This window comes from Ferrimicrobium acidiphilum DSM 19497 (assembly GCF_000949255.1).
In the GTDB taxonomy this organism is placed as follows: domain Bacteria; phylum Actinomycetota; class Acidimicrobiia; order Acidimicrobiales; family Acidimicrobiaceae; genus Ferrimicrobium; species Ferrimicrobium acidiphilum.
The window spans coordinates 23,689-50,192 of sequence record NZ_JXUW01000011.1; the positions used below are offsets into that span (position 1 = coordinate 23,689).

Below are 26,504 nucleotides of genomic sequence, written 5' to 3' on the forward strand. Positions count from 1 at the left end.
TATTGCGTGAACTACGCCTCAAGGGTCGCTCTATTGGTCTCGCTAGACCAATCGTTATGGGCATTTTGAACAGGACCACCGATTCGTTCTACGACAAGGGCACCTATTTTGATTTTGATCGTTTCCTCGAGAAGGCCGACGAACTGGTGGCTGCAGGTGCGGATATCCTAGACATAGGTGGCGTCAAGGCTGGCCCAGGAGACGAGGTCACGTTATCGGTGGAACTCGATCGGGTAGTGCCGGCCGTCGAGGCCGTCGCAAGTCGCCTCGACGTAGCCATCTCGGTCGACACCTGGAGGTCGGAGGTCCTGGATGCGGTACTAGACGCAGGGGCACATCTGGGTAATGATATCTCCGGGTTTGGTGATCCTGACTACACCAAGGTAGCGGCTCGTCACGGTGCTGGTGTGGTTGCTACCCATATCCGTCTAAAGCCGCGTGTCCCTGACCCGAATCCTGTCTATGACGACCTCGTCGCCAATGTTCGTGACTTCCTCCTCCAACGCGTAGATAGAGCGCTTCGGGATGGAGTCGATCCTCGGTCGGTGATCGTCGACGCTGGTTTCGATCTCGGCAAGACCACGGCTCAGTCGCTCCTACTCTTGAACTCGACCAAGAGTCTTGTGGATACTGGTTATCCAGTGTTGATCTCCGCCTCTAACAAGGGATTTATCGGCGAGACGCTGGGGTTAGATATCACCGAGCGTCGTTTGGCATCGATCGCCGCAGCTAGTTTTGCTATGATGCTGGGCGCGGTGATCTTTCGGGTACATGACGTTCTTGGTACCGTGAAGGCACTGGATACGATTGCGGCACTGCGGGGCGACGATGTTGTTGACCGCTTTGCTTCGGCACAAGAGACCTAATAGCTAATGCGTACTGTATCTCTGGTAGTCGCTAGCGATCCGATCGTTCTCGAAGAGCGTATCGTTCAGGAGATGAATAACTTCGATCCAGCTAGTGAGGAGTTGCGCGTCTTTGATCTGCGTGAAGACGAGGTCAGCGATTTAGTCGCCATGCTCTCGCAGGCCCCAATGTTCGTCAGTCGCTTTCGGATCCTTGTCCGATCCTTCGAAGCGTTGAAGGCCGAGGATGCTCCGTTTCTAGCTGAAGGCTTCACCGCGATGGCAGACGAGCATATCGTTGTCCTATTTAGCTCCGATAAGCGGCTGCCAAAGGCGCTGAGTGGTCTAAAAGATCCAGTGCTTGAAAAGGTCGAGCTCACCGTCGGCAAGGAGGCTGAACGAAGGAGCTTTATCTCATCAGTTTTTGCGGCGGCTGGTGTACGGTTGACTAACCAGGCGATTGCGTTGGTGACTGAACACGCTGGTGTCGATCTGTCGCAAGTCAATCCACTTGCTCAGGTGCTAGCAGGGCTGCAACGCGGGAGTGACAGCTTCGATGTCGCCGATATCCGCCCCTACTTAGGTCAGGCGCGAGAGGTTCCACTCTGGACTCTTACAGACGCTATCGAGCGTGGAGAGCTTGGCAAGGCGATGGCTGTCCTTGAACGGCTTCTCGCGGCGCAGAAGGCTCCACAGCTTCTAATTACAGTCCTGCAGCGTCGCTATCTTGACATGGTCGTGCTGGTATCACCGGGGGTTCGGAGCTTAGAACAGGCTAAGGCAGCTCTTGATTCGGTCGGTGCCCGTAAACCTCCAGACTTTGCCTTGCGAAACATGTTGAGTGCGGCCAGACGGTTGAACTATCACTCAGCGGTGACGATCGTGAGTTGGCTAGCCGACGCGGCCCGTGACCTGCGTGGTGAATCGCTATTGGATGCCGATGCGGTGCTTCAACTTCTGGTTGCAAGGATGACTCGGTTATTCGTTGGTTAGACACACGGACGCTTAAGCGAGTGCCCACCGTGAGCTTGCGTGCAAAGATTGCCACCCTAGCCCCACTTTAGCTCTTCGGACTCGATTGGTGAACCTAGTCCGGTCGACCCGATCTGATCGACCCGGAATATGAGAGCGGCGACCAGAGTCATTATCGGCAAAGGCGTATGTTGGGCCAAGTCAGATCTTCGAAATAGGGGATCGTATAACTCGCAGACGGCGATCGGATCCGCAAACTGGAAACACTTGACTCAAACGGCAACACCGTCGTTAGCTGCGATGCCGAGGGGCGAGAGTAAGTAACCTTTGGCAGGATCCGTCAGCTCCAAGCGGAGAGGCTGGATGGACTGCTTCACGTGGTCTCGCGGGTACTTGGGACAACAGCTGACGAGGGTCTTGATGTATCAGCGGTTCCGGCCTGATACAACACATGTGGGGAGGAGAGAAGGCTCTCTGGCGAGTTCAGTCATGCTTTCGGGAGTTAACTAAATTGTCCTTGGCGTTGGCATAGCGAGCAAGCGCGTCCAGGCGCTCTACGCGATGGTTGACGATTGGTGTGACGTAGCCGAGCGTGGTTGGGTCTAGATGATCTGAGGGTGCATGGATCTTGTCACTAGATAGCGACGCGAGCTCAGGAATCCATCGCCTTATGTAGCTTCCATCGGGATCGAATTTCTTCGACTGCAGTGTCGGGTTGAAGACCCTGAAGTAGGGTGCGGCGTCGGTTCCGGTCCCGGCGACCCATTGCCAGTTCATTCGGTTTGAGGCGAGGTCCCCGTCGAGGAGTTGTTCCTCGAAGTATCGTGCCCCGATGCGCCAATCGAAGTGAAGATCCTTGACCAGGAAGGAAGCGGTGATCATCCGTACTCGATTATGCATGAGGTGGGTTGCTCTGAGCTCGCGCATCCCAGCGTCTACGATCGGATATCCTGTGCGTCCGAGTTGCCAGGCGCCGAGAAGATCAGGATTGTCCCCAGCTTGTCGCCACTGGATCGACCGGAAACGGATATCAAGCTCGTTATCGACGGCGTCTGGATTCCGATAGAGAACGTCGGCGTAGAAGTCGCGCCAAGCGAGCTCGGATAGAAACTTCTCATCGTCTGGACCGATTGAGGCGATGATCGTGCGTGGATGCAGCGTTCCAAAGTGTAGATGGGCACTCAGCCCAGATGTGGATTGACGGCTTGGGAGATCGCGCTCAGTCGGATAGCGAGATCTTCGGTCGTTGACAAAGCGTGCGAGGTCTGCGTGCGCAATGCTTTCGCCACCACGGCCAACCTCCGCCTTTGGTTCGAAGTTGCGAGCAAGACACTGAAGGCGTAGCGAAGACGGGGTTTCGATTGGCCGTGTCGCAAGTGCGAGTGGGCGCCAGGCTCGGAAAAAAGGAGTGTAGACCCGATAGCCCAGGTTATTTGAGTTCGGCGTTGAGTCCTTGGTGCTGAGAGTCCCCGGTGGAAGCAGATAGGGAGTGTCAAGAGGCTCAACGACGATACCGAAGTCCTGAAGGGCTTTGCTGGTTGCATTGAGTCTTCGGCGAATCCCTGGACCCACGGATGTATGCGTGTAGACGGTGGTGATCCCTCGCGAAGCCAGGAGGGCAGGGAGTTGGGTCGCTGGATCTAGAGCGAACAAGGTCAACCGGCCCTCAAGCTGGACGTCGAGATCGGCAAGCGCCGCCATCAGATACTCGCGCTTGTGCGGAGTTAGTGAGCGCCTGAGTCCTGGGTCTAGGTTGAAAAACGCGACCGAGGACTCCACAAGCTTTGCTAGCTTTGCGAAACCAGCGTGGTCCGCGAGCCGAAGGTCACCACGCAGCCAGAGGGCATGAGTCATACCTAAGGGCCAACGCTATCGACAGCGAAATCGTTCCGCGACGTGGCTAACGTGTGGTTGCTAGCCCCTCCAGCAGGCGCGCAGTCTTATTGAGCACGACTCGCACCAGAGGATCGGAGTCGGTCGACATCGTACTACGAATCTTTGCATGTCCTCTTAGTTCAACTCGTTTAGGGTCTATAGCGATTGGTTCGAGGTCTAACTCGAGGCGGATGCTCTGCTCATCCGAATCGATGAGTTCAAGAATGAGCCTTCGACCGCCGTCGAGCAGGTAGGCCATCGCGAGGTTAGTGCTTTGTAGAGCCTCGATGCTGTTGATAGGGTCACGCAACTCTTCGATCAGCTGTTGATCGTGAAGGCGACCTAGAAGCTGTTCGACCTCCATGAGCGGTAATTCAACGTAGCTGGAGTCCTCGGCCTCGATGCGGTGAAATGATCTATGACTATCTATCGGATTTTCATGAGCGCCTTCAAGTCGGAGGTCCTCCTCGGCGATAGCAGCCAGCGTAATGGTACTGAGTTGCTGTCGTACAGCTGCTACGGTCGACTGCCAGCTGGCGTGCAGGGGACAGACCGTGTCCCATCTGCACGGTCCTTCGCCAAGGGCACAGTGATCGGCACGAAGTGACCCCTCGCCCGCCTCAACCAGCTCTAAAAGAGTGATCGAGCTAGTGTCTCGCTTCAGCCGATATCCGCCGTCGCGTCCTGGCTTCGAAGTCGCGATGTCGGCACGCACCAGATCTGCCAGAATCTGTGAGGCAAAGGTCGCTGGGATTCCCATCTCGGCCACGATCTCCTTGACCTTGGTCGCTTCTGGGTTATTGGTGGTCCTCGCAAGATAGAGCGCAGCACGAACGCAGTAGTCTGCTCGGCGTGACATAGATAAGTTCATGGATAAAGGTTACTCCAGGACTTGACAAGTAGAAATCACCCAACTACACTAACCATTAGTACATGACTAATCAATAGTTATGAACGAGTGGTATAAGTGTGCTGAGGAGGAAAGCGGTGACGAAAGTTGAACCGACCAAAGTCAAGCTAGTAACGGATGATACGATTTCTAAGCGTCTCCACATTCCAGTGGTGGCGAGTGAGACTAGATTTAAAGAGACAGATCTTCCTAAGAAGGCAAATCTAGCGAACCACCCCGTGATAGCGCGGATCCTGTCCAGGCGAGCGACGCAGTTCCTGTTGATCATCCCTAACCAGATCATCTTCTGGTTAGTTATCTTTCTCGGATTTATGGGGGTCGTGGATCCAGGTCTCAACTTCGCTACCGCCATCACCTGGTATCTTTGGTTCTGTCTAGTGTTTGTCATGATGGCAGTAATCGGTCGTGCCTGGTGCTCGATGTGTCCATTCGGCGGGTTTGCTGAGTGGATTCAGCGGCGCACTCTCTTTAAGCGGATTCAAAAGCCGTTGGGCTTGGGACGCAAGCTTCCTGAGAGCTGGGCGCAGTGGGGCTTCACCCTCTCGGTGGCGACCTTCATCTTCCTCACCTTTATGGAGGAGTACTTCAACATCGCCGGACCAGGAACGCCGCGAGACACCTCGTTGATGGTACTCGGCATCGTTGTATCTGCCGTAACTTTCTATCTCGTCTTCGAACGTCGCACCTTCTGCCGTTACTTCTGCCCTCTATCTGCCCTTATCGGTTCTGTGGGTTCTATGGGTTCGGTGGCTGGTTTTAGGACCAACGATCGAGCGGTATGTCTTGCATGCACCACCAAGGATTGCATGCGAGGCGGAACTTCCGGCTACGGGTGCCCTTGGTACACGTGGCCCGGGTCGGCCGAGTCGAATGCAGCCTGTGGTCTTTGCACAGAGTGCTACAAGGCATGTCCTTCAAATAACGTTGGTTTCTATCTCCAGAGTCCTCTCACTTCAGTGATTGCGCCGAAGCGTCGTCGCGCAGATATCGCCTGGGCTGTTGCTCTGCTTTGGGGTCTGGTTATCTATCAGCAGGTGAACGCCACCAATGTCTACGCCAGCGTGGACGGCTTCTTGAATCGGTTGACTGGATGGAATCACTATCCAAATCCGATCGATTATCTGCTCATCATTGTTCTGGCCTCAGTGCTAACAGCATTCATCTTCAAGGGATATCAGATGCTTTTCCTCGATCCCGCTCGAGGAGTTCATGCCGCTGGCAACTTCATGGAGAAGGTCAATCCATTCCGACAAGTGTTTCTCCCGCTTTCGTATGCACTCATTCCGATTGTTGGCATGGACTACTTTGCCAGGCAGCTACCAAAGTTCTTCAAGCATGTTCCACGTTTGATTCCTGCCATCGTCCAGATATTTGGTGTGAATACTTCGAAGTGGTCGCTTGTGAACTACCATCTCCTCTCCAATCCGTCGATTGTTGATGTTCAGGTTGCGGTAATGGCGGTCGGAGTTATTGGGAGCATCTATGCAGTTCTCAGGATCTTCAAAAGAGATCTCGCTCCTCTCACGCGACATGTGGCAGGCGCACGGGTGGCTGCGGTCGCCCTCATGGTTGCCCTTGGCGGGGTAGCCGGTTGGTTGTACATCATTATGCATGCAGCGTCTTAGAGGTGAGATTGATGAATAGTAGTGAGTTTCCACAAGTTACAGTATTGAAGGATCGTTGCTCAGGTTGTCAGGAGTGCTTGGTGCGTTGCCCAGTGGAGGCAATCACCCTCGATGAGTTCACCTACACCGTGAATGTGGATGAATCCATCTGCGTGGCCTGCAGGCAGTGCGAGCGCACCTGTCCATTTGCAGCAATCCATGTGGAGGGTTCCCTGCGGGTTAGCGATCGAGTTGGAGCACATCTGTTTGAGCCCGCTGATGTCCGGGCTGACTTGCACGAGGTGCGCGTCGGATTTCTCAGTGATGATGAGTTGGTAGCCGAGGCAAACCGGTGTTTGAACTGTCCAGACCCAACCTGCGTTCGAGGTTGCCCGACGCACAATGACATCCCTGCATTCATAGAGCGTGCTCGGAATCTTGATTTTGCTGGTGCACGCGAGATTCTGTCGGCGAGCTCTTCGATGCCAGAGATCTGTTCACGTGTTTGTGATACTGGAACCCAGTGCGAGGGAGCGTGTTCGTTTGCATTGGCGGGCGATATGCCAGTAGCAATACACGAGATCGAGCGGTATCTCGCAGACAGGAGTGAGCCAAAGGCCGCTACTAGCGAGCCCGTCGGAATCTCAGTCGCCGTAATTGGTGGTGGGCCTGCAGGTATTGGAGTAGCTGATGTCATTGCACGAGGTGGTGGCCAGGCAACGATCTTTGAGGCGTCCTCCAAGATAGGTGGTCTCCTTCGTTCTGGCATCCCGGAGTTCACGCTTCCGGATGCTGTAGTTTCACGTGTCGCCTCCCAACTTGAAGGGCTAGGCGTTGAGATCGTTACCAACACAAGGGTCTCACTCGAGACTCTTGAGGATCTGTCACACAGCTATGATGCCGTTGTCATTGCTCAAGGTGCTAATGCTCCGCTCCCGATCACGGCGGCCGGCAAGGAGAGCGTCAAGGTGACCGAGGCGAACGAGTTCCTCGCACACGCATACCAAACGATTCGACAGAGCTCTGGAGATGCAAATATAATCAATGGCCCACACGATGTGCTCGTGGTTGGTGCCGGTAACACTGCTATGGATGTCGCTCGCATGACAAGGAGACTGGGTGGGAATGCGACATGCGTTGACTGGATGGACCGCCGCTTCTCGCTAGTGCGTCCAGACGAGCTCGGTGAGGCTGAGCACGAGGGTGTAGAGGTGCTCTTCTCGGTGACGGTTGCGAGTCTGAGGCCATTGCCCAATGGGCGGATCGCAGCCACGCTCGTCGCTACAGTCCAAGAGGAGCGAGCACAGCGTCCAAAGGTGACAGACAAAGTCTTCCGGGTCATGGAGGTAGATGAGGTAGTAGCAGCCCTTGGTTATCGTCTCGAGCCAGAACTGTTGGCGAGCTTCCCGTCTTTGCCGGTACGTAAAGAGGTACCTGTTATCAAGGACCGCCATTGGGTGGCTAGTGGGATCTTTAACGGGTTAGAGAATGAGATATCTCGAAGAATGCCGGTTGGAGATCTTTCCGTAGGTCGTGAGCGAGCTCGCTCACGTGCCCAGATCGCCCTTGGTGATCGGGTTTATGTCGTTGGCGATTCGCTCATTGGTCCCTCGACGGTAGTTGAGGCGATGGCACAGGGGAGAAAGCTCGGCAAGAGCTTGCTTTCTCGATCTTCGCGACATGCGCCTTCGTCCGCTGGACGTCTGCGTCCGCCTAGGGTGCTTATCAGTATTGACTCCCCCGGGGGTACAACGCGGGCTTTAGCTATGAGGTTGGCCGAACTCCTCAGCATGGTCACTAACGAGATCGTTGCTGTTCCGGTTGATCAAGTTACGCCTGAGCTAGTTGCTGATTACGACCTCCTCATCTTGGCCACTTGGGTTGACGGCATGGTTGTAGGCGGCCAGCACGCGAGTGCTGCAACGCAGCAACTTGTAGGTCAGCTCCTTCCCGGTAGTTCAACGGATGTAGCGGTCCTGTTGACCTATGGATTCGATCCTGGGCATGCTCTTGATCGCCTCGCAAATGCAGTTACTGGTCGTGGCTATGAAGTAGTCGCCCAGTGCGCGATGAAGAGTCATGCTGATGGACTGTTCCAATTCGTTCGTGACTTGTGCGGTGCTGCCTGGCCAGACGTCGATGCAGCTGGGCTACTCAAGATGATGCTTGATACCAATGAAGTTCATCCTGACGATATTGGGAAGACGATTGGCATAAGGCCTGATCTGGCAGCCGCGGTGGCGCGTTCCATCAATGAAGTTCGCGCGCTGCAGGGAGGCAGCGGATTGACAGCTAATGCTATGAACACTATCAATGAGTTGCAGGCAGCGATTGATTCCTGGAGGCGCGGAGACTCTCCACGGCAGCAGAGCTATCGCGCCAGTGTGGAAGTATAGAACTTTGGACCTCATCCCCTCGGCACACAACCCTAGGGTGGCTTCGGTCGCCCTAGGGGAGGGGAACCGAACCGTTCCCAGTAGGGAACCCTATGACCTCATCCCTCTCGGCACACAACCCCTATGGGATTAACGATACTCTAGTCGGGTGTTGAGGTAGTTGTCAACCGTGTTCCGATGATAGGACCCAAACTCCAACGACGAGCAACTGCCTCAGGCGGCGGCGCACACGGTCTATCGACTTTAATTAGGCACAGCAACATAGGAGGGGCGCGGTGGCTGGGGCACCTTTAGAGGACTATTGGCGCGGCCCTGCACATTGCACTCGATTGTCTCTATTCGGCCGAGATGTAGGGTTATGCATTCGTAGAGGTAGCTTCTGATCTCTGTAGCTGAGCAACTATTGCCGGCTAGCAGTACACAGGCTTCAGATCTGGTGCCGTTTTGTCATCATGTGAGATAAGAGTGTCGCACTTCTGTTGATGCTTGCCTCAGCCGCCCGGCAGATTAACTTGGTCCGGTCATGTTGTGGTAGAATACAAGTATAAGACATGTACGTATACCTCGCTACTCGAGTGTCGCTGAGGAGATCAGGGCGGAGATTTCGTCTACCGATTTCCGAAATGGCGACCTCTTGCCATCCGAAGCCGATCTCGGCTCTCGGTTTGGTGTGTCGCGCATTACTATCCGGAAGGCGCTGGAGATCCTTCGTAACGAAGGACTTGTGGAGTCGCAGCAGGGAAGAGGTTGGGTGGTTACGCGTGCTCCATTTCGACAAGTGCTCGGCGAGTTTTCCACTATAGAGCATCAACTTGAGGAGATCGGTGTTGTGCCGCGGAGGCAGATTGTCGCGTCGCGGATCATTACGGCGACCGGGAGACTTGAAGAGGTGCTTGGCGGTGGTGAGTTGCTCGAAGTTACCCGGGTAAATCTAGCTGATGGTGCGCCGTTCGCAAAGATTACGGTATGGGTGCCGTCGTATCTGGGCAAGGGCCTCTCTATTGTTGATCTCGAGCATCGTTCCTTCTATGAGCTGCTTAGTGGTTCGCGATTGTTGAAGCGACCTCTAAAGCGCGCTGTCCAGACTATCGCAGGGGTCAGTATCAGCGATGGCGATGCTGAACTCCTTCACGTTGCCCCGGGGGTGCCTGGACTCTTGTGTGAGCGGATCACTTTCGACGACGAAGATCATCCGGTCCTCTTTTCGCGGTCACTTTTTCCTGCGTCGATGGCGGTTTTCGAGATTGAGCTCGCCCCAGCGCTTAACTCAATCGCCCCTACTGGGCTGCGCCTCATGGAGTCGAACTAAGATGAGTTAGTCGCCGCGAGTCAAGGGCGAAGGGCGTTTGACGTGTGTGGCGGTTTTCTAAGTCAGGCGACCTTGCGTGTGCCGAACCAGTGTCATATCAACCCGTTGGGGGAGACGTGATCCGGCTGTTGACTGGTCGTGGAGATCGATCGATTCTATTGCCGATTCGTCTACGGAGGAGCTTAGATAGCTACCAGCTCGGTCGAACACCTGGTGTTTAGGTTTGCAGATTGGGAGTGGTTTTAGCTGTTAGCTTCGGGAGCCAAACAGTTTGGGCCACTTACGTGGATCTCTATGACCATGACGATGTCCATTCGTGCGCCACTCCTCAACCCAACTTCGTGACGAAGCGGGGAAGGGTAAGGCTTCGTTCGGTTGACGGGCGGTGTAAAAGTCGGTTGCCGCCTCGCGGCCTAGGATACCTAGGGCATGAGTGATGCGATCGTTGAAGTCGGCTACTCGTTCTTGATCTCGAGCTAACAGTGGTTCTCCGACGATGACTGTAGTGGAGCCGGGGTGGATTCGGTCAGCGGTCTTGCCGAAGATCTCATAGGTGCCGTCAATGAAAATCGGTACCACCGGCCGGCCGACTTTGATCGCAATTTGGGCGGCACCAGACTTGAGTTCTTGGGTGAGTCCATCGGGCGTCCTCCCACCCTCTGGAAAGAGAACGAGGTTCCAACCCTCCTCCAGGAGCTGGGTGGCCAACTCTGCCGATGCACGCGAGGGTCGTACTCGGTCGATGGGGATAGCGCCGAGGAGTGTGGAGGAGAAGAAGCCCTTCGTTCTACGGTCGAAGAAGAAGTCGGCTCCAGCGCCGACGACGGTGTGGTGGCGTAGCTTGGGTGGCAACACGGTGAGAATGAGTGGAGTGTCGAGGTGGCTTTGGTGATTCGCCACGAAGATGATTGGTCGCTCCAGTGCCTCTAGCGCTGATGCATTGATGATTGTAGGTTTTGTGATCGAACGAGTAAGTGGGGCAATGCTGGTGTCGAGCAGGAAACTGCGTACGCGTCGAACAACCTCTTTGCGCGAAAAACTGGTGTCGTAGTTTGTGCCGGTGGCATGAGTTCGCGGTGGGATCATCGATCCAGGTGGCGTTGGTCGACGCAACAGGAACTCTGCTAGCGGGCGTGGAGACTTCCTAGTAGACATCGGCCATCACCAAGGGGGGAGAGTGTAGGTGCATGATACTGGGATCAGGTCCGACTATCGTTCGGGCCATCTCAAGAGCATCAGCCATTGTGGATGCCGACTGGAAGCCAAGACGGCGAGTCGTTTTTGGATCGCCACCAAGGATGATGACGCCACCTAGATGGTCGAGGGCATGGGCACCCCAATACCACATGTAAAACGGATGTACGCCGTGATAGGCATTGCCGGTCCGATAGAGGTGGATGTACCAGGGATCGCGAGCGAAGGACTCCTCGTACTTGGACTCGATCACCAGCGGATCGGTGGTTTCACTGAGTACCTGGTCGAAAAAGTCTACATAGCTCGGGTGGAATGCTGGATCGAACTCGGGACGGTTTGGGTGGGACATGATAAGCACACCACCCTTTCGCACCAGTGGCTTGTTGCGGTACATATTGAAGAAGTAACCAAGCCCAAGGCAATAGACCAAGATCGGATTCATGATGGAGTTGACGTTATAGGGCCCGATGAACGGGAGCCCAAGGGTCAAGATGTCTGACTGGCCGTCCACTCTAACTAGTTGCTGTTGGTAGACGCGCTCAAGTGTGATCTCGTGGACCGCCTCTACCTCCCCAGCGGTGATTCCGGTCACGCCATAGGGAGATCGCACCGACTGGAAGATCTGGCGGGCGAGGTGGGGTGGAGTCCTCTTTAATGCCTCGCTAGAGGCGATGAAACTTCCACGATCTCGAAGGTTCCATTCCCATTCTCGCTTGGAGAGAAAGCGGAAGTTCTCTGGAAAGGTAGCGGTGTTAAGCGTCGTCTCAATCTGGAAGATCTTGACTCCAGCATCTTTGATCACGTGACCCATACGCCAGTTAGATGAGTGTAGTTCTGAGTTGTGTCGATCCATGAACGATCGCGAGTGGACCATGGTGTCGACGTTGTGGTGGAATTTTATGGAGTCATAGCTAGCGAGTCCGGTCGCGACTGACTTGTGCCCACCATCCATCGAGACGAGGTTGATGTTGACGTAGACCAAGAGGTCGCTCTCGACTGCGCGACGGTTGAGCTCTACAAGTTCACCACGGTCCGTCTCTCCAACCACGGTCATGTTCGTCTTATCTTCGGCATCGTGCTGAGTTAGTTGCCCCCTGGGTGCGAGAGCATTGTAGACCCGATTACCAAGCGCATGGCGAAGCTCTCCTTCGGTCATGCGACGATGGAGTGCGAGAGCTGCGATGAGGGCAACGTCGGTGACGCCAGCTTCGGCTGCACGTTCTAGCACAGCCTCTATCACCAGTGAGCGAATGTCAGGTGACGTCATCTGCGGGAGTGGAAGCGAGACATCGTCAAAGGCTATCGTCAGCTTCATGTTTGCGTTCAGCAGACTCGACAGTGGTTGTGCATCGCCAACCGGGTTGTCAAGTGCCTTCTCGATGGCGGCGCGAACGTCATTGATCGGGTTCAATGGCTCTGGAGGATAGAGGATGCGTGACCCTCTTGGCAGACGCTCAAGCCGGAAGGACTCTCCGTGCCAAAATAGCGTCGGAGGAGTCGCGCGGTCAACCTCGAGAACAAATCCGGGTCTAGGCATCGTGTACCGACTTTCTTTTTGTGAGATCGAAAACAACTTTAATGGCGTCCTCGCGGCCACCGTGATAGGCCTTGCGAAGGGCTGGAACATACTCATTGAGTCGATATCTATGAGTTACGAGCCTACCTAGCCCTAGCTTAGGGGCCAGGTGAAGGGCGATGTCGAAGGTGCGTGGTAGTCCATCGCTACTAAGCAGTCCAATTCGCTTGGCGGTCGCTGGGTCGAGCTGCTCTTGGCCGTAGGCATAGGCGCCCTTTAGCGTGATCTCGCGGTGCCAGAGTGGAGCGAGATCCAATGATTGCCTCGATGGCATGCCGGCCATGATGACCTCGCCGCCTGGACGCACGGTTTCGACGGCTGACTCGATGGTCGAGGTAGAGCCCACCGCATCGATAATGGTGTCAAAACCATCGCTCAGATACCGTCCTACACGCTGGCTGGCGTGTAACCGACGAGCAGCACCGAGGAGTTCATCAGGATACAGCACCTGAGTGGCGCCAAGATCCTTTGCGAGCTGGCGTTGCAGGGGGTGCTTGGCGACCACGGTGATTGAGTCGTACTCACCGAGCTGAGCAGAGGCTGCTAGGGTTGTGAGCCCTACGGTACCAGCACCGATGATGGCAAGGTTGCCTTGGCGGCGACTTGGCGCAAGGCTGATATGAATCGCGCAGGCTAGTGGCTCGATCATCACAGCGTCCTCGAGTGTCAATGTCTCTGGGAGCAGGTGTAACGCGCGCTCATGGGCGATGAATTCATTTGACCAACCACCACCGGTAGAGGCGCAGTAGCCGAGCTGTATTCCCTCTTTGAGATCTCCTATGGCTATAGACTCGCAGCGTTGCGTCTCACCAGCCGCACAGAACCTGCACGGGGCGAGACCCCTTATCGCGCACGTGAGCGCGGGTTCTACGACGACTCTCTCTCCTGGGCGGTCTACTCGCTCGCCGACGATCTCGTGCCCAGGCGTGAAGGGTAGCGAGGTGAGTGGATCAAAGTAGCGAGAGGAGTTGAAGAATACGGTGGCGATGTCTGACCCACAGATTCCAGAGAGCAGCGGTCGTACTCGTACCCATTCGTTGGAGGGCTGTCTCGGAGTATCGACGTCCTTTAGGCTGAGCGGACCGGACTCGATAGCCTTGTCTGTCAGCCGATCCTTTAGAAACCGTGCTGTTAGAAATCTGGCCGGCGACCGGCTAACGACTAGTGCCTTCAAAGCTGGCCTCCGATCGGGAGGAAGATGTTGCCATACCCCTTCGCGCGTGACCACTCTTCAATTAGCCATCCGCGGCGCCGGGCAAGCTGGCGCAGTTTGGTATCTGGGTTTACGGCTACAGCTGCACCGGCGGCCTCGAGCATCGGGAGGTCGCTTGTGGAGTCGGCATAGGCGATCGTCTCTTCGATCTCGAATCCGTGGCTCTTGGCTAGCTTGCGCAATAGGTCACCGCGCGCCTCCCCAATCGGGAGTGCGCCAGGGACCTCACCCGTCAATCGACCGTTGTCATCGGTGGTCATCTCCAGAGAGATCATCTGATCGAACAACGGTGCCATAGGGGCAACGGCAAAGGAGAGTGCACCGGTGATGCAGACGGTGAAGTGGCCTGCGCGCCTATGAGCGCGCACGCGCGCAAGGCCGAGGGGAAAGGATTTGCGGAGCAAGTATCCGGTGAGAAACTCAGGTGCCTTGCGCTCCAGCTCTTCGAGCTCGGCACCACGGTAACGCCGATAGAAGTAGCGGAGGAAATCGGAGCGATCGTGATTATCGAGCGCTAAGAGCTGTGGGGCCTCGGCCAAGAGGCTCGCTGCGATCGCCAGCCTCTGACCTCCCTCTACGCTCGCTGTCGCAAGCCAAGAGAATGAGTCAACGACGTTCGCCGCCAGGATGGTGTTTTCTAGGTCGAATGCCGCCATGCGATGACCGGTGAGGAGCGAGGCTCGAAGTCGGTCTTCCCTGGATGTCCGCTTTGGGGCGCTGCTCTTGGGGCGGGTACGTGCGCGAGCGTGCTCTACTACCGATGGAAGGTGTGTCGTTAGCACGAACGACTCCCAGTCGATCAAGCGTGGGTCCATTGCTATCGTTGCTCGCTCAGCATCATCGAGTTCGGAGGCTAGCTCTAGTAGATTATCGGCAAGATAGATGGCCTCGCATTCGGCGTAGGCACCGTATAGCTCGACGTATGAACTGGCCCGTTCAAGGCCCTGTTGAGTCTCTGCGAGCTGGTCTTGATATTCGACGAAGTTCGATCGCAGCGGCAGTTTCGAGATGATCTTAGTTGAGGTGTCAACCAATCGTTTGGAACGCCGTAGCGTCGTCTCCACCTGGCCCCGAGCAGGATAAGTCCACTCTGGAATCGCAATCGCCTGTCCAATCTCGTCGTAGAGTGGATTTTCGCTGAAGTACTTACGAATAAAGCCAACTAGCTGACGATACTTGAGCGGGTTCACGGATCCAGATGCAGAGTGATAGTGCTTGACGCTCTCAGGTGGATGCGCTGCAGCCGTCAGAATTGCGCCTACGACCAGATCGACGGGGATAACGTCGACGACACCTTCAGGGACTCCAGGAAAATCCTTCAGGAGTCCACGAGCGAATGAAATGATAATCGGCTCCGCCATGCGAAAACCACGAATCCAGCCAGGAAAAGGGTCACGGAGTGCAGACTCGATGATCGAGGGTCTGACGATCGACAGAGGGACTTGGCCATGCTCCGATTCGAGTAACCTTTCCCCTAGGGCCTTGGTCATCGCGTAGGCATCAGGCCACCCCAGGCTTTGAGCTCTGGCACGGCCCTTGGCCACCATCTCATCCTTTACCCATTCAGCACGCAGTCGTTCGATCTTCTCCGAAAGGAGCGCAACTCCTGCAGCTCCAAGCTCAGCAAGTGCAATCGAACGCAGTTCAGCCAGGGTGTCTGGCTCTCGACTGGAGGCCTCGGTGGAGGTGCGCTGTGCACGCGCGGCGTTGACCTCTTGTTGCCAAGGGATGTCTGGATAGTGAGGTTGCTCGGTTAGTGAGAGCTCTGGGGCGTCTCCCTTCCGGGAGCCAGCGACATAGGCGGTGGAGACGGATACGAAGTGTCCTTTATCCTCAAGATTGGATCGTGCTTGCTGGTAGGCGTGCATCACCCGTGTTGGCCCGAGAAGATTTATCTCAATAGCCTGGTCGAACATGGCGTCAAAACTCACGGTAGCAGCGGAGTGAACTACGATGTCGCTGTTGGCAAGCAGTCGCTGACCCTCTTCGTCGAGTCCGAGGCCGTCGGTGCCTACGTCGCCTTTGGCGATGCTTACTCGATTCGCGATCTCGTCGCGGAAACGTTGCGAACCCCATTGATCGCGGAGTCGATCGAAACAGTTATTTCTGAATAGATCCTTCTCGGCGCGCCCCTCTGCGGTGATAGCCCGCCCAGGACGAATGAGCAAGACCAGCTTGGTCTCTGGTAGTGCTCGAAGCACGGTCTCTACCAGAGCCGTTCCCAAAAACCCGGTCGCGCCGGTTACAAAAATAGTTTTTCCGCTTAGTGCAGATTCGAGCACCGTATTATCCCCATCATGTGAGTTGTCAGTTTACGCCGTGTCAGGGACGGCTGTTGCGCCTACGCCTAGCCTCGCGTTTGGAGGGAGGTTTGGGTGGGGTATAGCGCTTTGATGCGGTAGGCCTTGGCCTGGGTGCCATCATGGCGGCGCTGCTACCAGACGAGCTTGGAGGAGCTAGTCCAGCCTTCTTTGCCAGCCGCGCCTGACGTCGTAGCTCGACTTGGGCGCGATCAACCTTGAACCCAACGAAAACGCCCCAAGCCATCAGAGGAAAGGCAACTAGCACGAGGCTGCCCCATCCAGCGCCTAGTGCGACGACGATTGCACCAACTCCGGCGAATCGGCGTTGGTTGCGATAGATCATGAAGGCTGTGATCGCCATCAACACTAGTCCTTCGGTGATCGCGACGGCTGGATTATTGAGGAAGGATGCATTTTTTGCTGGCTTTACTTTGCCAATAATGACTGGAGTCCAGATGGCGATGTAGGCGATAGCGGTGAGCGCTACGATACCAAAACCTATCTGACGTTCGCGTTTTGAAAGTGGGGCGGCCATACTTGGGCAAGCCTAGTGGGATAGGGTCTGGCTGCGTCCAGGTAGCTAGATTCGACTCCGAGAGTATGCTGAGCATCGGTTGGATGGCGGAGATTTCCACTACTTGCCCATCATCGGGAGTTCTCGATATAGAGAGGCAATTGAGTTCGCAACGGGACAGCCGATGGTAGCGACTAACCGAGGAGCCCTGAATGGAGTTAGCTTATGACGATTGAAGAGCGTAAGGAGCGCACCCGTGCCTTGCTGGCCGAGGTGGCAGCCGATCTGTTTGTCATGAAGGGCTTCGATCACACTACGGTCGAGGAGATCGCTCAGGCCGCCGATATCTCTCCACGCACCTTCTTTCGATACTTCGCCACCAAAGAGGAGGTGGTGATGAGTTTTCTGTGGCTAAAGGTCGACAAGCTGCTTGCTTCCTTGGCTGTTAGACCCTCTGACGAGAGTCTGTTAGAGTCAGTGCAGGTGGTGTTTCGTTCGACGGAGGCAGACTCCGATGTAGACAGAGACCGGCAGCTGTTGCGCCTGTTGGCAACCACACCATCGCTGCGTGCTCGTTGGTTGGTGGATGGCTGGGAGTCAGCGGTTCGTCTGCGTCCGATCATCGCTGGGCGCCTCGGACTCGAGGAGTCGAGTTCCCGGGTTGGGTTGATTGCTAACGCTCTGTTTATGGTCGCAGAGACGGTGCTTGATCAATGGTCTTATGATGGCGGTGATTTTGTTGGCGACATGCTTGCCGCCCTTGCTCTGTTGGATCGAGGAGGGTTGCTGAGCACTGGTGGTGAAGGGATCTAGTCTCGCCGAGCAATCCCTATCGGGTTTAGCTCAAAATTTTGCCATGATCGCGTGAGGGACTCGTGCGTTGATCAGAGTTCGTAGTCGTAATGACAACTAATCAGTTTCGACGACTGTCGCCCTCGTGGATTTCGCAATCTCGAGGGCGACGGCCGTGGGGGAGACGATAGATGGTTATGACGCGGTCGGTTGTGCAGTCCTGCACTGGGCAAGGGTGGCAACGTTTTCGTCCACTACTACATGAGAAAGACAGAGAATCTCTGGCACTAAAGTGCTAGCGATCCTGTAGTACTTACGTCTCCCTACACGTTCTACAGCGATGAGCCCACAGGCTGCTAAGCAGCTGAGATGCACAGAGGTTCGTCCTTGCGACAGCCCTGATGCCTTCACGCACTCTGTGGCACCTAGACGACCAGCGGAGTTGATCGCAACAAGCAACTTGAGCCGCGTCGGGTCGGCAAGGGCGGCAAAGAATCGGCTGAGATGAGGGATGTCCTCCCCTTGTACAAGAGTCGCCTGCGTCTGCAGGAGCCCAGATTTGGAGAATTTAGAGGGCAGCGAGCGCATCGTGGATCCTTTCAATCATTGTCTCGACGACGGATGGCCAGGCGGCAAGGTTTAGCCGGAAGAACTCTGGTGCTCCTGGCAGGTAATCCTCCCCTGGGCCTACCGCTACTCGTGCACGGTTGAGTAGAAACTCATAGGCGGACTGGCCGGAGGGACGCCTTAGCAGCTCACCCCAGAGGAGATAGGTGCCTTCGCGCTCTGTGATGGTTATACCGTCTTGATCTCCCAACCCCTTTATGACGAGGTTGAAGTTCTCATCGATGATGGTGCGAACCTCGGCGAGCCAATCGCCCTCGGTCCGGTAGGCTTGTGTGCCGACGCTGAGCCCAATAGAGGTAGCTTGCGAGAGCGCTAGGAGAGGACTGCCTTCGATGCGAGAGCGGAGCTCGGTGTCGCTTGGCAGTTCGATATGAGCTACCTTGAGGCCAGCGATGTTGAATGACTTCGACGGTGACGCGAGGACGACTGCACGGCTGGAGCTTTCGTGATCGAGCGAGGAGTACGGAATATGGACTGTACCCGGTGCGCGAAGGTCCTGGTGAATCTCGTCCGAGATGACGATTAGCCGTTCCCTTTCCGCAATCTCAGCGATCATCGTCAATTCGTTCCTGGTGAAGACACGTCCTGTGGGATTCTGGGGATTACACAGGATGATCGCCTGTACATGCTCCTTGGCAGCGACTCTAGCGACGAGGTCAAAATCGATTGTGTAACGTCGATTGATTCGCTGCATAGGGACTGGAACTAGCTCGCGTTCGGCGTCGTTCACAACCCGAAAAAACGGTGGGTAGCTCGGCGTAAGGACGATAACTCCTGCCCGAGGGTCGGTCACCGCCATAATGATAATTCGCAGTGCTGCCACTACGTCAGCAACGGTTGCGAGAGAGTTGGGTTGGGTGCCAAAGTTGTTCTTGGCCCAGTCCTGGTAGGAGAGCTGGTAGTTCATGACTAGATCGGGCGAAGGGTATCCAGTATCGCCTCGGTCGAGAAGTGTGATGCCGGCCTCAAGGGCTTCTTTGGGGGGTGGAAAATCCATGTCCGCTACCCACGCCGGCAAGACGTCTGCTGGGTAGCGTTGCCATTTGATGGAATGAGTGCGGCGGGCGCGAACTGCGGCGAAGCTCTCTTCAGCGGGAAATTGCAACGTCATGGTAACCAAGTGTATTCCGTTGAAAAAGCGATTGTTGAGTTCGGTGTCAGCCGATCGGATGACAACCTTTGCCCAGCTTGCGACTGTTTTTCATGATAGATCACACCGTAAGTCTTTGGATTCAGCTCGGGAGGATCAGTTTTGGGAACAAATCTGCTAGGTTGGTAGTTGAAAATGGCAGTGACTGACAGAGTTCTAAAGGCAGTTAGCTGATTATGCCCTAGTTGGCGTAGTGGTAAGAAAGAAGGAGAGAGAATGGATTCGTCCCAAAGTGTTACGAGGAGGGGGCTTCGAGGCAGCCCGTGGTGGTCGCTGGTTGCGGTGGCCTTCGGCGTCATTATGGTTGGTCTGGATGCAACCGTCGTTTCGATTGCGAATCCGTTTATCGCTAGAGGACTACATGCGAACCTCGCGGACCTGCAGTGGGTAACCAATGGCTATCTGTTGGTTACAGCGGTCCTCCTTATTCCAGCCGGCAAGCTTGGTGATCGTGTTGGCCGTCGAAAGATCTATCTGATCGGGATGGCTGGCTTTGCCCTCGCGAGCGTCGGAGTCGGGCTATCGGGTTCGATTGGTCTAGTTATTTTGTTCCGTGTCTTCCAAGGGGCGTTCGGGGCGTTCATCATGCCAAACACGCTGGCGATCTTGCGTAAGACCTTCCCACTCGAAAAGCTGAATACTGCCATAGGAGTATGGGGTGCGGCCTCCGCGATCGCCATCGCAGGAGGACCAATCGTTGGAGGTCTTCTCGTTCAGGACGTCTCCTGGCAGTCTGTGTTCTACCTAAACCTCCCGGTCTCGATCATTGGCATCGTTATCAGTGTCTTGGTGTTGTTAGAGAGTCGCGAGACTGATGTGGAGTCTCCGGACTTTCCTGGGATACTGACGCTAGCTGCGACCCTGTTTCTGCTGGTCTTTGGCCTGATCAAAACGCAGACCTGGGGTTGGACGGATCCGAAGACGCTCGCCTGTTTCGGAGGGGCTATCATCTTTGCGGCTCTTTTCATCTTTGCCGAAGGTCGAGTTAGCAGTCCGTTGCTGCCACTCAGGATCTTCGCTAGCCGGGCGCTCTCTATGTCCACCATCAGCGTGATCCTTAACTTCTTCGCCTTCTATGGTGTCATCTTCTTTGTCTCTCTCTATCTGCAGGAGGTTCATGGATATTCGCCGATACAAGCTGGTGTTCGCCTGTTGCCGCTGACGGCGATGTTTGTTGTCTCTGCTCCGCTCGGCGCAGCCCTGAATCAGCGTTTTGGTCCGCGATTCCCAGTAACGATTGGCATGCTTTTCGCCGCTGTCGGTCTATGGATTCTTACGAGCCTCGAGGTGAATTCGAGCTATACCCTGCTCGCCGTTCCCTTCGTAATACTGGGTCTTGGAGTCGGTTTCGTTCTGACTGCCACCTCTGACGCGATAGTGGGCAATGCACCATCCCAGGATGCTGGGGTAGCCGGCGGGGTTCAGTCGACGGCGTTACAGATTGGTGGAGTTATTGGAACCTCCGTACTCGGTTCGGTCCTCCTTGATCGAGTGGGTTCGACGCTGGTGAGTAAAATGACCAAGGCAGGGGTCCCTGGCTCACTGGCACCGAAGTTGCTGGCTGCAAAACCGTTGATAGCAGAGGGGGCGGCGCCGCATGTCGCTCATATCCCGGCGCAGTTGCAGCTGGCTATCACCAATGGATCGCACGCGGCATTTCTCTCTGGACTCCATGTTGCGATGGTGGTTGGCATCGTCGTATGTCTACTTGGAGCAGGGACAGGGTTCGCAATTGGCAACAAGCGACCATCTGAGGACAATGTCCCCGAGGAGACGATTGCAGACTGATAGTGTCCTCTGCTGGCCATTGCTGCGTTGTGACCAGGTTCGACAGAGATTTAGCTCAATGGCCATTGCTGGCATGGTTAGCCATCGGGAGTCAAATTTGTCGGCAGCATACAAATGTTCTGACAGCTCACTCAGCCGCTTCTTGGCAGGGAACGGCTGGGTGAGCTTTATAGTTGTCGTTCTAATCCTCGCTTAGTCGCACGTTGCCAGCGATGCTGACTGTTCTCTAAGTCTCTCTAAGTCGGTCAATGATCTGTGTCTATGGCTGGGCGCATGACGGTGAACGGCCAGTTCTCCGCCCATCTGTGTGGTAGTGGCTCAGATGGCTGACCTTGCTCTCATATCTGGACCACTCTCAATGGATCAGCAGTTCGTCCTGGCTGGGACTGGTGACTCGTAATTCTTTCGACAACACGCAGGTGCTGTGTTATGCTCTCAGTCACCGAACGTGTTCTCCCTATCTCATCGAGCTGTCATAATCCAACCATTGACACTGGTGGGCATGATAATTGGTGGTGGTCGACTAACCACTCTTATGGTTAGGCGTCCTAGAACAGCTACTGCGGCGCGATTAGAGGAACTAGTTCAGCCTCTGTGGTTGTGTATGTGATTCACGACGATAGTTGCCAAGAGAATCGGAGCTAAACGCGATCAAAGATTGTCGCGCAGATGACCCTTCAGCCAGGACAAGATCTTGGTTGAGTTATGAAGCGGTGTTGATAAATGTCCTTCATCGGGTAGTCGCAGCAGCTCACTGCTGTGTATGTGGTTTGCTAACCAGCTGGAATGCTGTACCGGAACCATCAGGTCCTGATCACCTTGCCAGATTTGCACCGGGGTAGTCATCGCATCAAGTTCAAATCCCCACGGCTTGACAAAGGCTAGATCGTCATCGAGCCACCCGTCAATTCCGTTGCTCAAGGCGTGGTCAAAGTCATCGACGATCTCCTTTCCGAGATGTCGGATGGCTGCCACATCAACGGGGGTCAATAGTGTGGCCATGGTGGCAACTATGGAATCAACGTCTGCGGCCACCATCGCCTCCCGCGCCTGATTTAGATACTGACTGAGATTGTCGGCGCCTTGAAGCGCCAAGCCAAACTCGTCGAGGTTATCTTCCCCCATCCCCTCAAGGAAGTCGAGATCATCTTGACCGTATGCTCCGACACCACTTATCGAGGCGACGGCGACTACTCGGTCTGGAAGCAATGCTCCGCATGCCAGCGCATGCGGTCCTCCCCCCGAAGTTCCATAGCAAGCACAGGTGGCGATCTCTAGGTAGTCAAGGAGCTCTTTGATGTCGCTGGCCACGGAAGCTACTGATCTGCCTGGATCCCTAGAGGAGCTTGCGTAACCCGGTCGAGTTGGAAAGATGAGACGGACCCCAAGTTCGGCAGCGTTAGCAAGCTCATAGTTCATTGGAACGCCAGCTCCAGGGGTTCCATGGTGTGCAATGACCGTGTAGCGTCGGTCAGGTCCAGAGTCAAAATACTCGAACCTTCTACCGTCGCTCAATTTGAGCTGATTGAGTGCCATCGCCTCCCTTTCTTAAGTTGCTTTCAGGATCACGCTAGTGGGCATAGCCGAATGATGTTGATCACCAAAAACAGTTTTGGAATGGCGAGGCGTGCGAGACAGTCTGCCAAATCATCACCCATTATCGAGCAACGGCGGAGCTTCCGCTAATACCGCACGTGCCATGGCGAGGCGAGCAGCGCAACGTTCCGGCATGGTCTGCCAGTAGTACGGGAAGGTCATCAGCGCGATTGCCAGCGCCCAGGCCCGACCTCGGATCCAGGTGACGTCATCAACTTCAAGGCGAGATCGAAACAATTCGCGGCTTGGCGGGTTGAGTAGTTCCCATGCGATGACGAGGTCTACAGTGGGATCCCCAACGGAGAGACAGTCAAAGTCGACCACCGCGGCCAGTCGACCGTTTTGGACCAACAGATTCTCGGCGAGCAGGTCGCCGTGTAGCCACCGCGCAGTCGCCGGCTCGGCACTGTCAGGTAGCGCGATCGCAGCCTCCCAGACTTTTTGGCAGCGATCGAGGTCAAGGTCAAGGCCGTGAAGTCTGCGACAGTCATCGAGGTAGCTCCGAATGTCAGCATCTATTGACACTAGCGATTCACTGCGGTAGTGGGAAAGCAACGGGTCTGTGAGCGCGTCAGCTGGAACTTCGAGCTCCCCGAGAGCCTTGATGAAGTTGGCTAGGTCTATTGCAGATCATCAGCTGTGGAGCTGTTGTGATCAGCAGATGCTAACCCTGGTGTCTTCCCTGCTATCCAGTTCATGATCACCCAGCGCTCCGGGAATCCGAGATCAGGCTCGCCGATCGCAATGATCTTTGGGACTGCAACTGGTGATGCGGCAGCGACAAGAGACAGCCATTGAGCTTCCTTGTCAATATTTGCTGAGCCTCCCCGTTGGCGAGGTAGTCGCACCAGGAGGTCATCGCCAAGCCGGAACAGGATGTTGGTCGACCCGCCGGCGTCAAGAGGTCTTAGCGGTTGATTGCCGAGGTGGGGAAAGGAAGAGTCGATGAGCCTGCGCACGAGTGGCAAGTCAAGCTCAATCTCATCCTCGTGCAATGTTACCACAGCTCTATCCTAACGAGCGCTCAGTTTGGAGCTAGCCTCAGGTGTTGGTGGGACACTCACACCGCTACATTAAACAGTTGGCGCGCGGTGGAATGTTCTATCAGCAGAAGTCGCCATCAACCTCAGATTCACGCGCTTGCTCCGAGTTCGCTGTTGGGCGACCTAAGGCGCCGTCGTGCTCACTTAAGTTGGAGTGCTAACCCAAACTCGTCGAGGTTATCTTCCCCCATCCCCTCAAGGAAGTCGAGATCATCTTGACCGTATGCTCCGACACCACTTATCGAGGCGACGGCGACTACTCGATCGGGAAGTAGTGCGCCACAGGCGAGTGCATGCGGTCCTCCTCCTGAAGTGCCATAACTAGCACAGCGAGTGATCTCGAGGTGGTCGAGCAACTCCTTGATGTCGTTAGCAACGGAAGCAACGCTTCGACCTGGATGCCTGGAGGAGCTCGCGTAACCTGGTCGAGTTGGATAGATCAGACAGATGCCAAGTTCGGCTGCGTTGGCAAGTTCGTAATCCATTGGCGAGCCGGTCCCTGGAGTTCCATGGTGAGCGTTGATCGTGTCTTGATAGTTGGATCCAGTGTCAGAATACTCTAACGTTCTGCCGTCGCTCAGTCGGAGGTGTTCGATCGCCACATCTGTCCTTTCGTCAACTGCTATCACCCTCACGTTAGTGGAGTCAGCCTCGGTGTGGTTAGTCATCAGCGTGCCTGGAGCCTCTGATCCTCAGCGGCGTGGCCATGAGAGCCAAGCATTATGTAGGTCCTGTGAACTGGGGCTACCTTGCTAGCGCGCCACCCTCGCTCTCAGTATCAGTGTGTGCGTGGATTGCAAAATAATTGGATGAGGGCGAGAAGGCTGAGATGTCGAGATGGCTACCTACGATGAGGTGGTGGAGAACAGAACCAAGAGGTGGTGGTCCCACCCATGGATCAACTTCACTACGTAAAGTTCTCAGACGCTGTCGTCCGCCACTTTGCAGGAGCACTCGTTAGGCGGCGAAGGCGCCCCCCGAGTTCCTATTCCTGTAAGCATTCAGTGGACAGCGCACTTCGCCCGCCTTCCCACTCGGTGGACCTTGAGAGAGACAATAAGAACCGGATCCCAGCGCTTGCGGCAATTGACATTGCCCTGATTACTGCATCTCGCTCTGGTGGCATCGCCTACTCAGCATCCACGATTACGCTTGCCGAAATCAGGAAAGACGAAAAGGCGATGGTCAGAGCCTGATGAGATCTCCTTCGAAACCCAATTTGCTCTTTGTAGGCCAATCCCGATCGGTTGTGACAAGTGCACTCGCCTCTTTTTGAATAGCGGTAGCGATTACGATGGCGTCAGGCAGCTTGAGCTTCTGGCCGTGACGGGCTCGCAATCTCGCTGCCACAACGGCGGTTTCAATATCAAGTTCAGCCACCACGAGTGGAAGACGCTCGATGAACTCTCGAATCGCCATCACCGATGACTCGCCATTGCGTGCCGGGGACACAAGGGTCTCAGCAAGCGCTGATGCCGGTACTGCCATTTGATCACCGCGCTCTCGGGCGTGCGCCAACTCTCTCTTTGCCCCCGGATGATGCGCATCACTTTCATCGAAGAAACCAATGAGGATACCTGCGTCGATGACAGTCAGTCCCATTCGTTGCGAAGTTGCTCAAGGATTGCGTGATCGAATACTCCCGTCAAAGATCCGGAGAAACTCTCCAGAATGTCCTCTTCTCGTTCCAGTACAACCCGTCCCGGGCCATCAGCTCTGGCTATGACACGCTCACCGGCCTCCAAACCAGCGATTCGCATCTCGGCAATCGGAATAGTCACTTGGTGCTTTTCGCTAATCTTGGCGCTACGCCACTGTTTCTTTACTCGTTTCATATTTGTAAAGAATATCACCTCCCCACGAGAGCAGGCGATCTGAAAGGTGAGTTCAATAATTGCGTGACCTGGCAAGAACCCGGAGCGGACTTATTCGAGCGTCGTCACGATCCAACCGCCGCTGGAGTCTCTCCCTCCATAATGGAAGGATCCTGGTGCGAAGGATCTGGCGAACCTTTGGCTTAAAGCCCTACATAGTAGAGACCTTTACGCATATCCAATGACCCAGAGTTCATGCGAAAAGGTCAGAGACGTTGCTGGGATCTATATAAACCCACCAGAGGCGCACGATCGTGCTCTGTGTTGACGAGAAGACGAGAGGTGCAAGCCCTAAGCCGCACCCAACCCATGCTTCGGGTGGTGCCAGGGGTTCCCCTTGCGTCGAGGGACTTCAGTACAAGCGCAGGCGGTATCAGCAACCACAATGTGCGCCCTCGACGTCGCCTCCGGCAAGGTCATCACCAAGATGACCGTTGCCCATAGGGCTGTAGAGTTCATCGACAAGAAAGCACCTAAAGAGCTGGGAGTTCACGTCGCACTTAACAACTACGCAGCCTATAAGACCGATCCGGTGAGAACCTAGCCCCGTACTCTCCCTCGCCTTTCAGTTCCACTTCACGCCGACATTCCTTGACCCAATGAGAAAGGAGTTGGTGATTGTACGCATCCCTCCGGTCGGCCAGCACCCACCTGGAACTCGAGCAACCGGTCTAACAGCTGGTCGTTGAGGCGCTCATAGCGGAGCTGACCGTTGAAGCTCTCGATCCAGGTGTTCTGTTACGGTGAGCCCGGGTCGATGAACACGGTACTGGTACCGGTGAACCGGTACCAGTCGACCAGGACATTGGCGATGAACTCGGACTCGCATCGGAACAGACGTATACCGGGACGCCGCGGCTGGAGGCCAGGTGGTCCAAGCATCTGACCACTCCGTCGGCGTCGATGGAACACTCGACTTCGCA

The 26,504-nt window shown here is 55.5% G+C and carries 24 protein-coding genes; 9 read left to right on the forward strand and 15 right to left on the reverse strand.

Features of this window, described 5'->3' with window-relative positions:
* Positions 1-2: 2 nt before the first annotated feature.
* Both folP and holA read left to right on the forward strand, forming a co-directional pair.
* Positions 3-866 (forward strand): dihydropteroate synthase, encoded by an 864-nt coding sequence (folP, locus tag FEAC_RS06780; RefSeq protein ID WP_052565909.1) that lies wholly within the window; start codon positions 3-5, stop codon positions 864-866.
* A gap of 6 nt (positions 867-872) precedes the next feature.
* Entirely contained in the window at positions 873-1,838 is a 966-nt protein-coding gene (gene holA, locus FEAC_RS06785; protein ID WP_035389714.1) for a DNA polymerase III subunit delta, read from the forward strand.
* Positions 1,839-2,300: 462 nt separating this feature from the next.
* Here holA and FEAC_RS06790 read toward each other — a convergent pair whose 3' ends face one another.
* Together FEAC_RS06790 and FEAC_RS06795 are read right to left on the reverse strand one after the other, a co-directional pair.
* Positions 2,301-3,671, reverse strand: coding sequence for a cryptochrome/photolyase family protein (locus tag FEAC_RS06790; RefSeq protein WP_035389716.1), 1,371 nt, complete (start codon positions 3,669-3,671; stop codon positions 2,301-2,303).
* Between the two features lie 46 nt (positions 3,672-3,717).
* Positions 3,718-4,563, reverse strand: coding sequence for an RrF2 family transcriptional regulator (locus FEAC_RS06795; RefSeq protein ID WP_081901110.1), 846 nt, complete (start codon positions 4,561-4,563; stop codon positions 3,718-3,720).
* Between the two features lie 116 nt (positions 4,564-4,679).
* Here FEAC_RS06795 and FEAC_RS06800 point away from each other — a divergent pair, with 116 nt between their 5' ends.
* The 3 genes from FEAC_RS06800 (at position 4,680) to FEAC_RS06810 (ending at position 9,911) form a co-directional block, all read left to right on the forward strand.
* On the forward strand, positions 4,680-6,227 hold the full coding sequence (locus FEAC_RS06800; RefSeq protein WP_035389718.1) for a 4Fe-4S binding protein: 1,548 nt from the start codon (positions 4,680-4,682) through the stop codon (positions 6,225-6,227).
* An 11-nt stretch (positions 6,228-6,238) separates the two neighbouring features.
* Positions 6,239-8,602 carry an FAD-dependent oxidoreductase gene (locus FEAC_RS06805; RefSeq protein ID WP_081901111.1) on the forward strand — a complete coding sequence of 788 codons (2,364 nt, stop codon included), beginning with the start codon at positions 6,239-6,241 and terminating at the stop codon, positions 8,600-8,602.
* 559 nt (positions 8,603-9,161) lie between these two features.
* Entirely contained in the window at positions 9,162-9,911 is a 750-nt protein-coding gene (locus FEAC_RS06810) for a GntR family transcriptional regulator (RefSeq protein WP_269078255.1), read from the forward strand.
* Positions 9,912-10,160: 249 nt separating this feature from the next.
* Here FEAC_RS06810 and FEAC_RS06815 read toward each other — a convergent pair whose 3' ends face one another.
* From FEAC_RS06815 to FEAC_RS06835, 5 genes are read right to left on the reverse strand one after another with little or no spacing between them, the layout of a single operon-like run.
* Positions 10,161-11,066, reverse strand: coding sequence for a lysophospholipid acyltransferase family protein (locus FEAC_RS06815; protein WP_052565913.1), 906 nt, complete (start codon positions 11,064-11,066; stop codon positions 10,161-10,163).
* Entirely contained in the window at positions 11,056-12,642 is a 1,587-nt protein-coding gene (gene larAH / locus FEAC_RS06820) for an NPN-dependent hydroxyacid isomerase, LarAH14/15/16 family (protein ID WP_035389724.1), read from the reverse strand. The genes FEAC_RS06815 and larAH overlap by 11 nt, the downstream gene beginning before the upstream one ends.
* Positions 12,635-13,855 (reverse strand): zinc-dependent alcohol dehydrogenase, encoded by a 1,221-nt coding sequence (locus FEAC_RS06825; protein WP_035389726.1) that lies wholly within the window; start codon positions 13,853-13,855, stop codon positions 12,635-12,637. The genes larAH and FEAC_RS06825 overlap by 8 nt, the downstream gene beginning before the upstream one ends.
* Entirely contained in the window at positions 13,852-16,176 is a 2,325-nt protein-coding gene (locus FEAC_RS06830; protein ID WP_035389728.1) for an HAD-IB family phosphatase, read from the reverse strand. The genes FEAC_RS06825 and FEAC_RS06830 overlap by 4 nt, the downstream gene beginning before the upstream one ends.
* A 40-nt stretch (positions 16,177-16,216) precedes the next feature.
* A complete protein-coding gene (locus FEAC_RS06835; protein ID WP_035389730.1) occupies positions 16,217-16,732 on the reverse strand; it encodes a hypothetical protein in 516 nt (171 codons plus the stop codon).
* A gap of 204 nt (positions 16,733-16,936) precedes the next feature.
* Between FEAC_RS06835 and FEAC_RS06840 the strand changes: the two genes are divergently transcribed.
* Positions 16,937-17,524 (forward strand): TetR family transcriptional regulator, encoded by a 588-nt coding sequence (locus FEAC_RS06840; protein ID WP_035389732.1) that lies wholly within the window; start codon positions 16,937-16,939, stop codon positions 17,522-17,524.
* Positions 17,525-17,698: 174 nt separating this feature from the next.
* Here the strand turns inward: FEAC_RS06840 and FEAC_RS06845 are convergent, their stop codons facing one another.
* Positions 17,699-18,091 carry an ArsR/SmtB family transcription factor gene (locus FEAC_RS06845; protein WP_052565915.1) on the reverse strand — a complete coding sequence of 131 codons (393 nt, stop codon included), beginning with the start codon at positions 18,089-18,091 and terminating at the stop codon, positions 17,699-17,701.
* Entirely contained in the window at positions 18,072-19,241 is a 1,170-nt protein-coding gene (locus tag FEAC_RS06850) for a MalY/PatB family protein (protein WP_035389734.1), read from the reverse strand. The genes FEAC_RS06845 and FEAC_RS06850 overlap by 20 nt, the downstream gene beginning before the upstream one ends.
* 255 nt (positions 19,242-19,496) lie before the next feature.
* On the opposite strand from FEAC_RS06850, the gene FEAC_RS06855 reads away from it, so the two are divergent.
* Positions 19,497-21,068 carry an MFS transporter gene (locus FEAC_RS06855; RefSeq protein WP_052565917.1) on the forward strand — a complete coding sequence of 524 codons (1,572 nt, stop codon included), beginning with the start codon at positions 19,497-19,499 and terminating at the stop codon, positions 21,066-21,068.
* 651 nt (positions 21,069-21,719) lie between these two features.
* Here the strand turns inward: FEAC_RS06855 and FEAC_RS06860 are convergent.
* From FEAC_RS06860 to FEAC_RS06875, 4 genes are all read right to left on the reverse strand, one after another.
* Positions 21,720-22,604, reverse strand: a complete 885-nt coding sequence (locus FEAC_RS06860; protein ID WP_035389735.1) for an alpha/beta fold hydrolase — start codon at positions 22,602-22,604, stop codon at positions 21,720-21,722.
* 114 nt (positions 22,605-22,718) lie between these two features.
* Positions 22,719-23,189: a phosphotransferase gene (locus FEAC_RS16075; RefSeq protein WP_052565919.1), complete on the reverse strand. Its 471-nt coding sequence runs from the start codon at positions 23,187-23,189 to the stop codon at positions 22,719-22,721.
* 95 nt (positions 23,190-23,284) lie between these two features.
* Positions 23,285-23,668 (reverse strand): phosphotransferase, encoded by a 384-nt coding sequence (locus FEAC_RS16080; protein ID WP_035389737.1) that lies wholly within the window; start codon positions 23,666-23,668, stop codon positions 23,285-23,287.
* A 179-nt stretch (positions 23,669-23,847) separates the two neighbouring features.
* Positions 23,848-24,375 (reverse strand): alpha/beta fold hydrolase, encoded by a 528-nt coding sequence (locus tag FEAC_RS06875; protein WP_052565921.1) that lies wholly within the window; start codon positions 24,373-24,375, stop codon positions 23,848-23,850.
* Between the two features lie 225 nt (positions 24,376-24,600).
* On the opposite strand from FEAC_RS06875, the gene FEAC_RS06880 reads away from it, so the two are divergent.
* Complete coding sequence (locus FEAC_RS06880) at positions 24,601-24,903, forward strand: hypothetical protein (RefSeq protein WP_035389738.1); 303 nt, start codon at positions 24,601-24,603, stop codon at positions 24,901-24,903.
* On the opposite strand, the gene FEAC_RS06885 is transcribed toward FEAC_RS06880, so the two are convergent.
* Positions 24,893-25,309: a type II toxin-antitoxin system VapC family toxin gene (locus FEAC_RS06885; RefSeq protein ID WP_052565923.1), complete on the reverse strand. Its 417-nt coding sequence runs from the start codon at positions 25,307-25,309 to the stop codon at positions 24,893-24,895. The two genes, FEAC_RS06880 and FEAC_RS06885, sit on opposite strands and share 11 nt — an antisense overlap.
* The gene (locus tag FEAC_RS06890) at positions 25,300-25,617 is read right to left on the reverse strand and encodes an AbrB/MazE/SpoVT family DNA-binding domain-containing protein (protein ID WP_035389739.1); all 318 of its coding nucleotides are present in this window, start codon (positions 25,615-25,617) and stop codon (positions 25,300-25,302) included. The genes FEAC_RS06885 and FEAC_RS06890 overlap by 10 nt, the downstream gene beginning before the upstream one ends.
* A 301-nt stretch (positions 25,618-25,918) precedes the next feature.
* Here FEAC_RS06890 and FEAC_RS06895 point away from each other — a divergent pair, with 301 nt between their 5' ends.
* The gene (locus tag FEAC_RS06895; protein WP_052565925.1) at positions 25,919-26,125 is read left to right on the forward strand and encodes a hypothetical protein; all 207 of its coding nucleotides are present in this window, start codon (positions 25,919-25,921) and stop codon (positions 26,123-26,125) included.
* Positions 26,126-26,504: the final 379 nt, after the last annotated feature.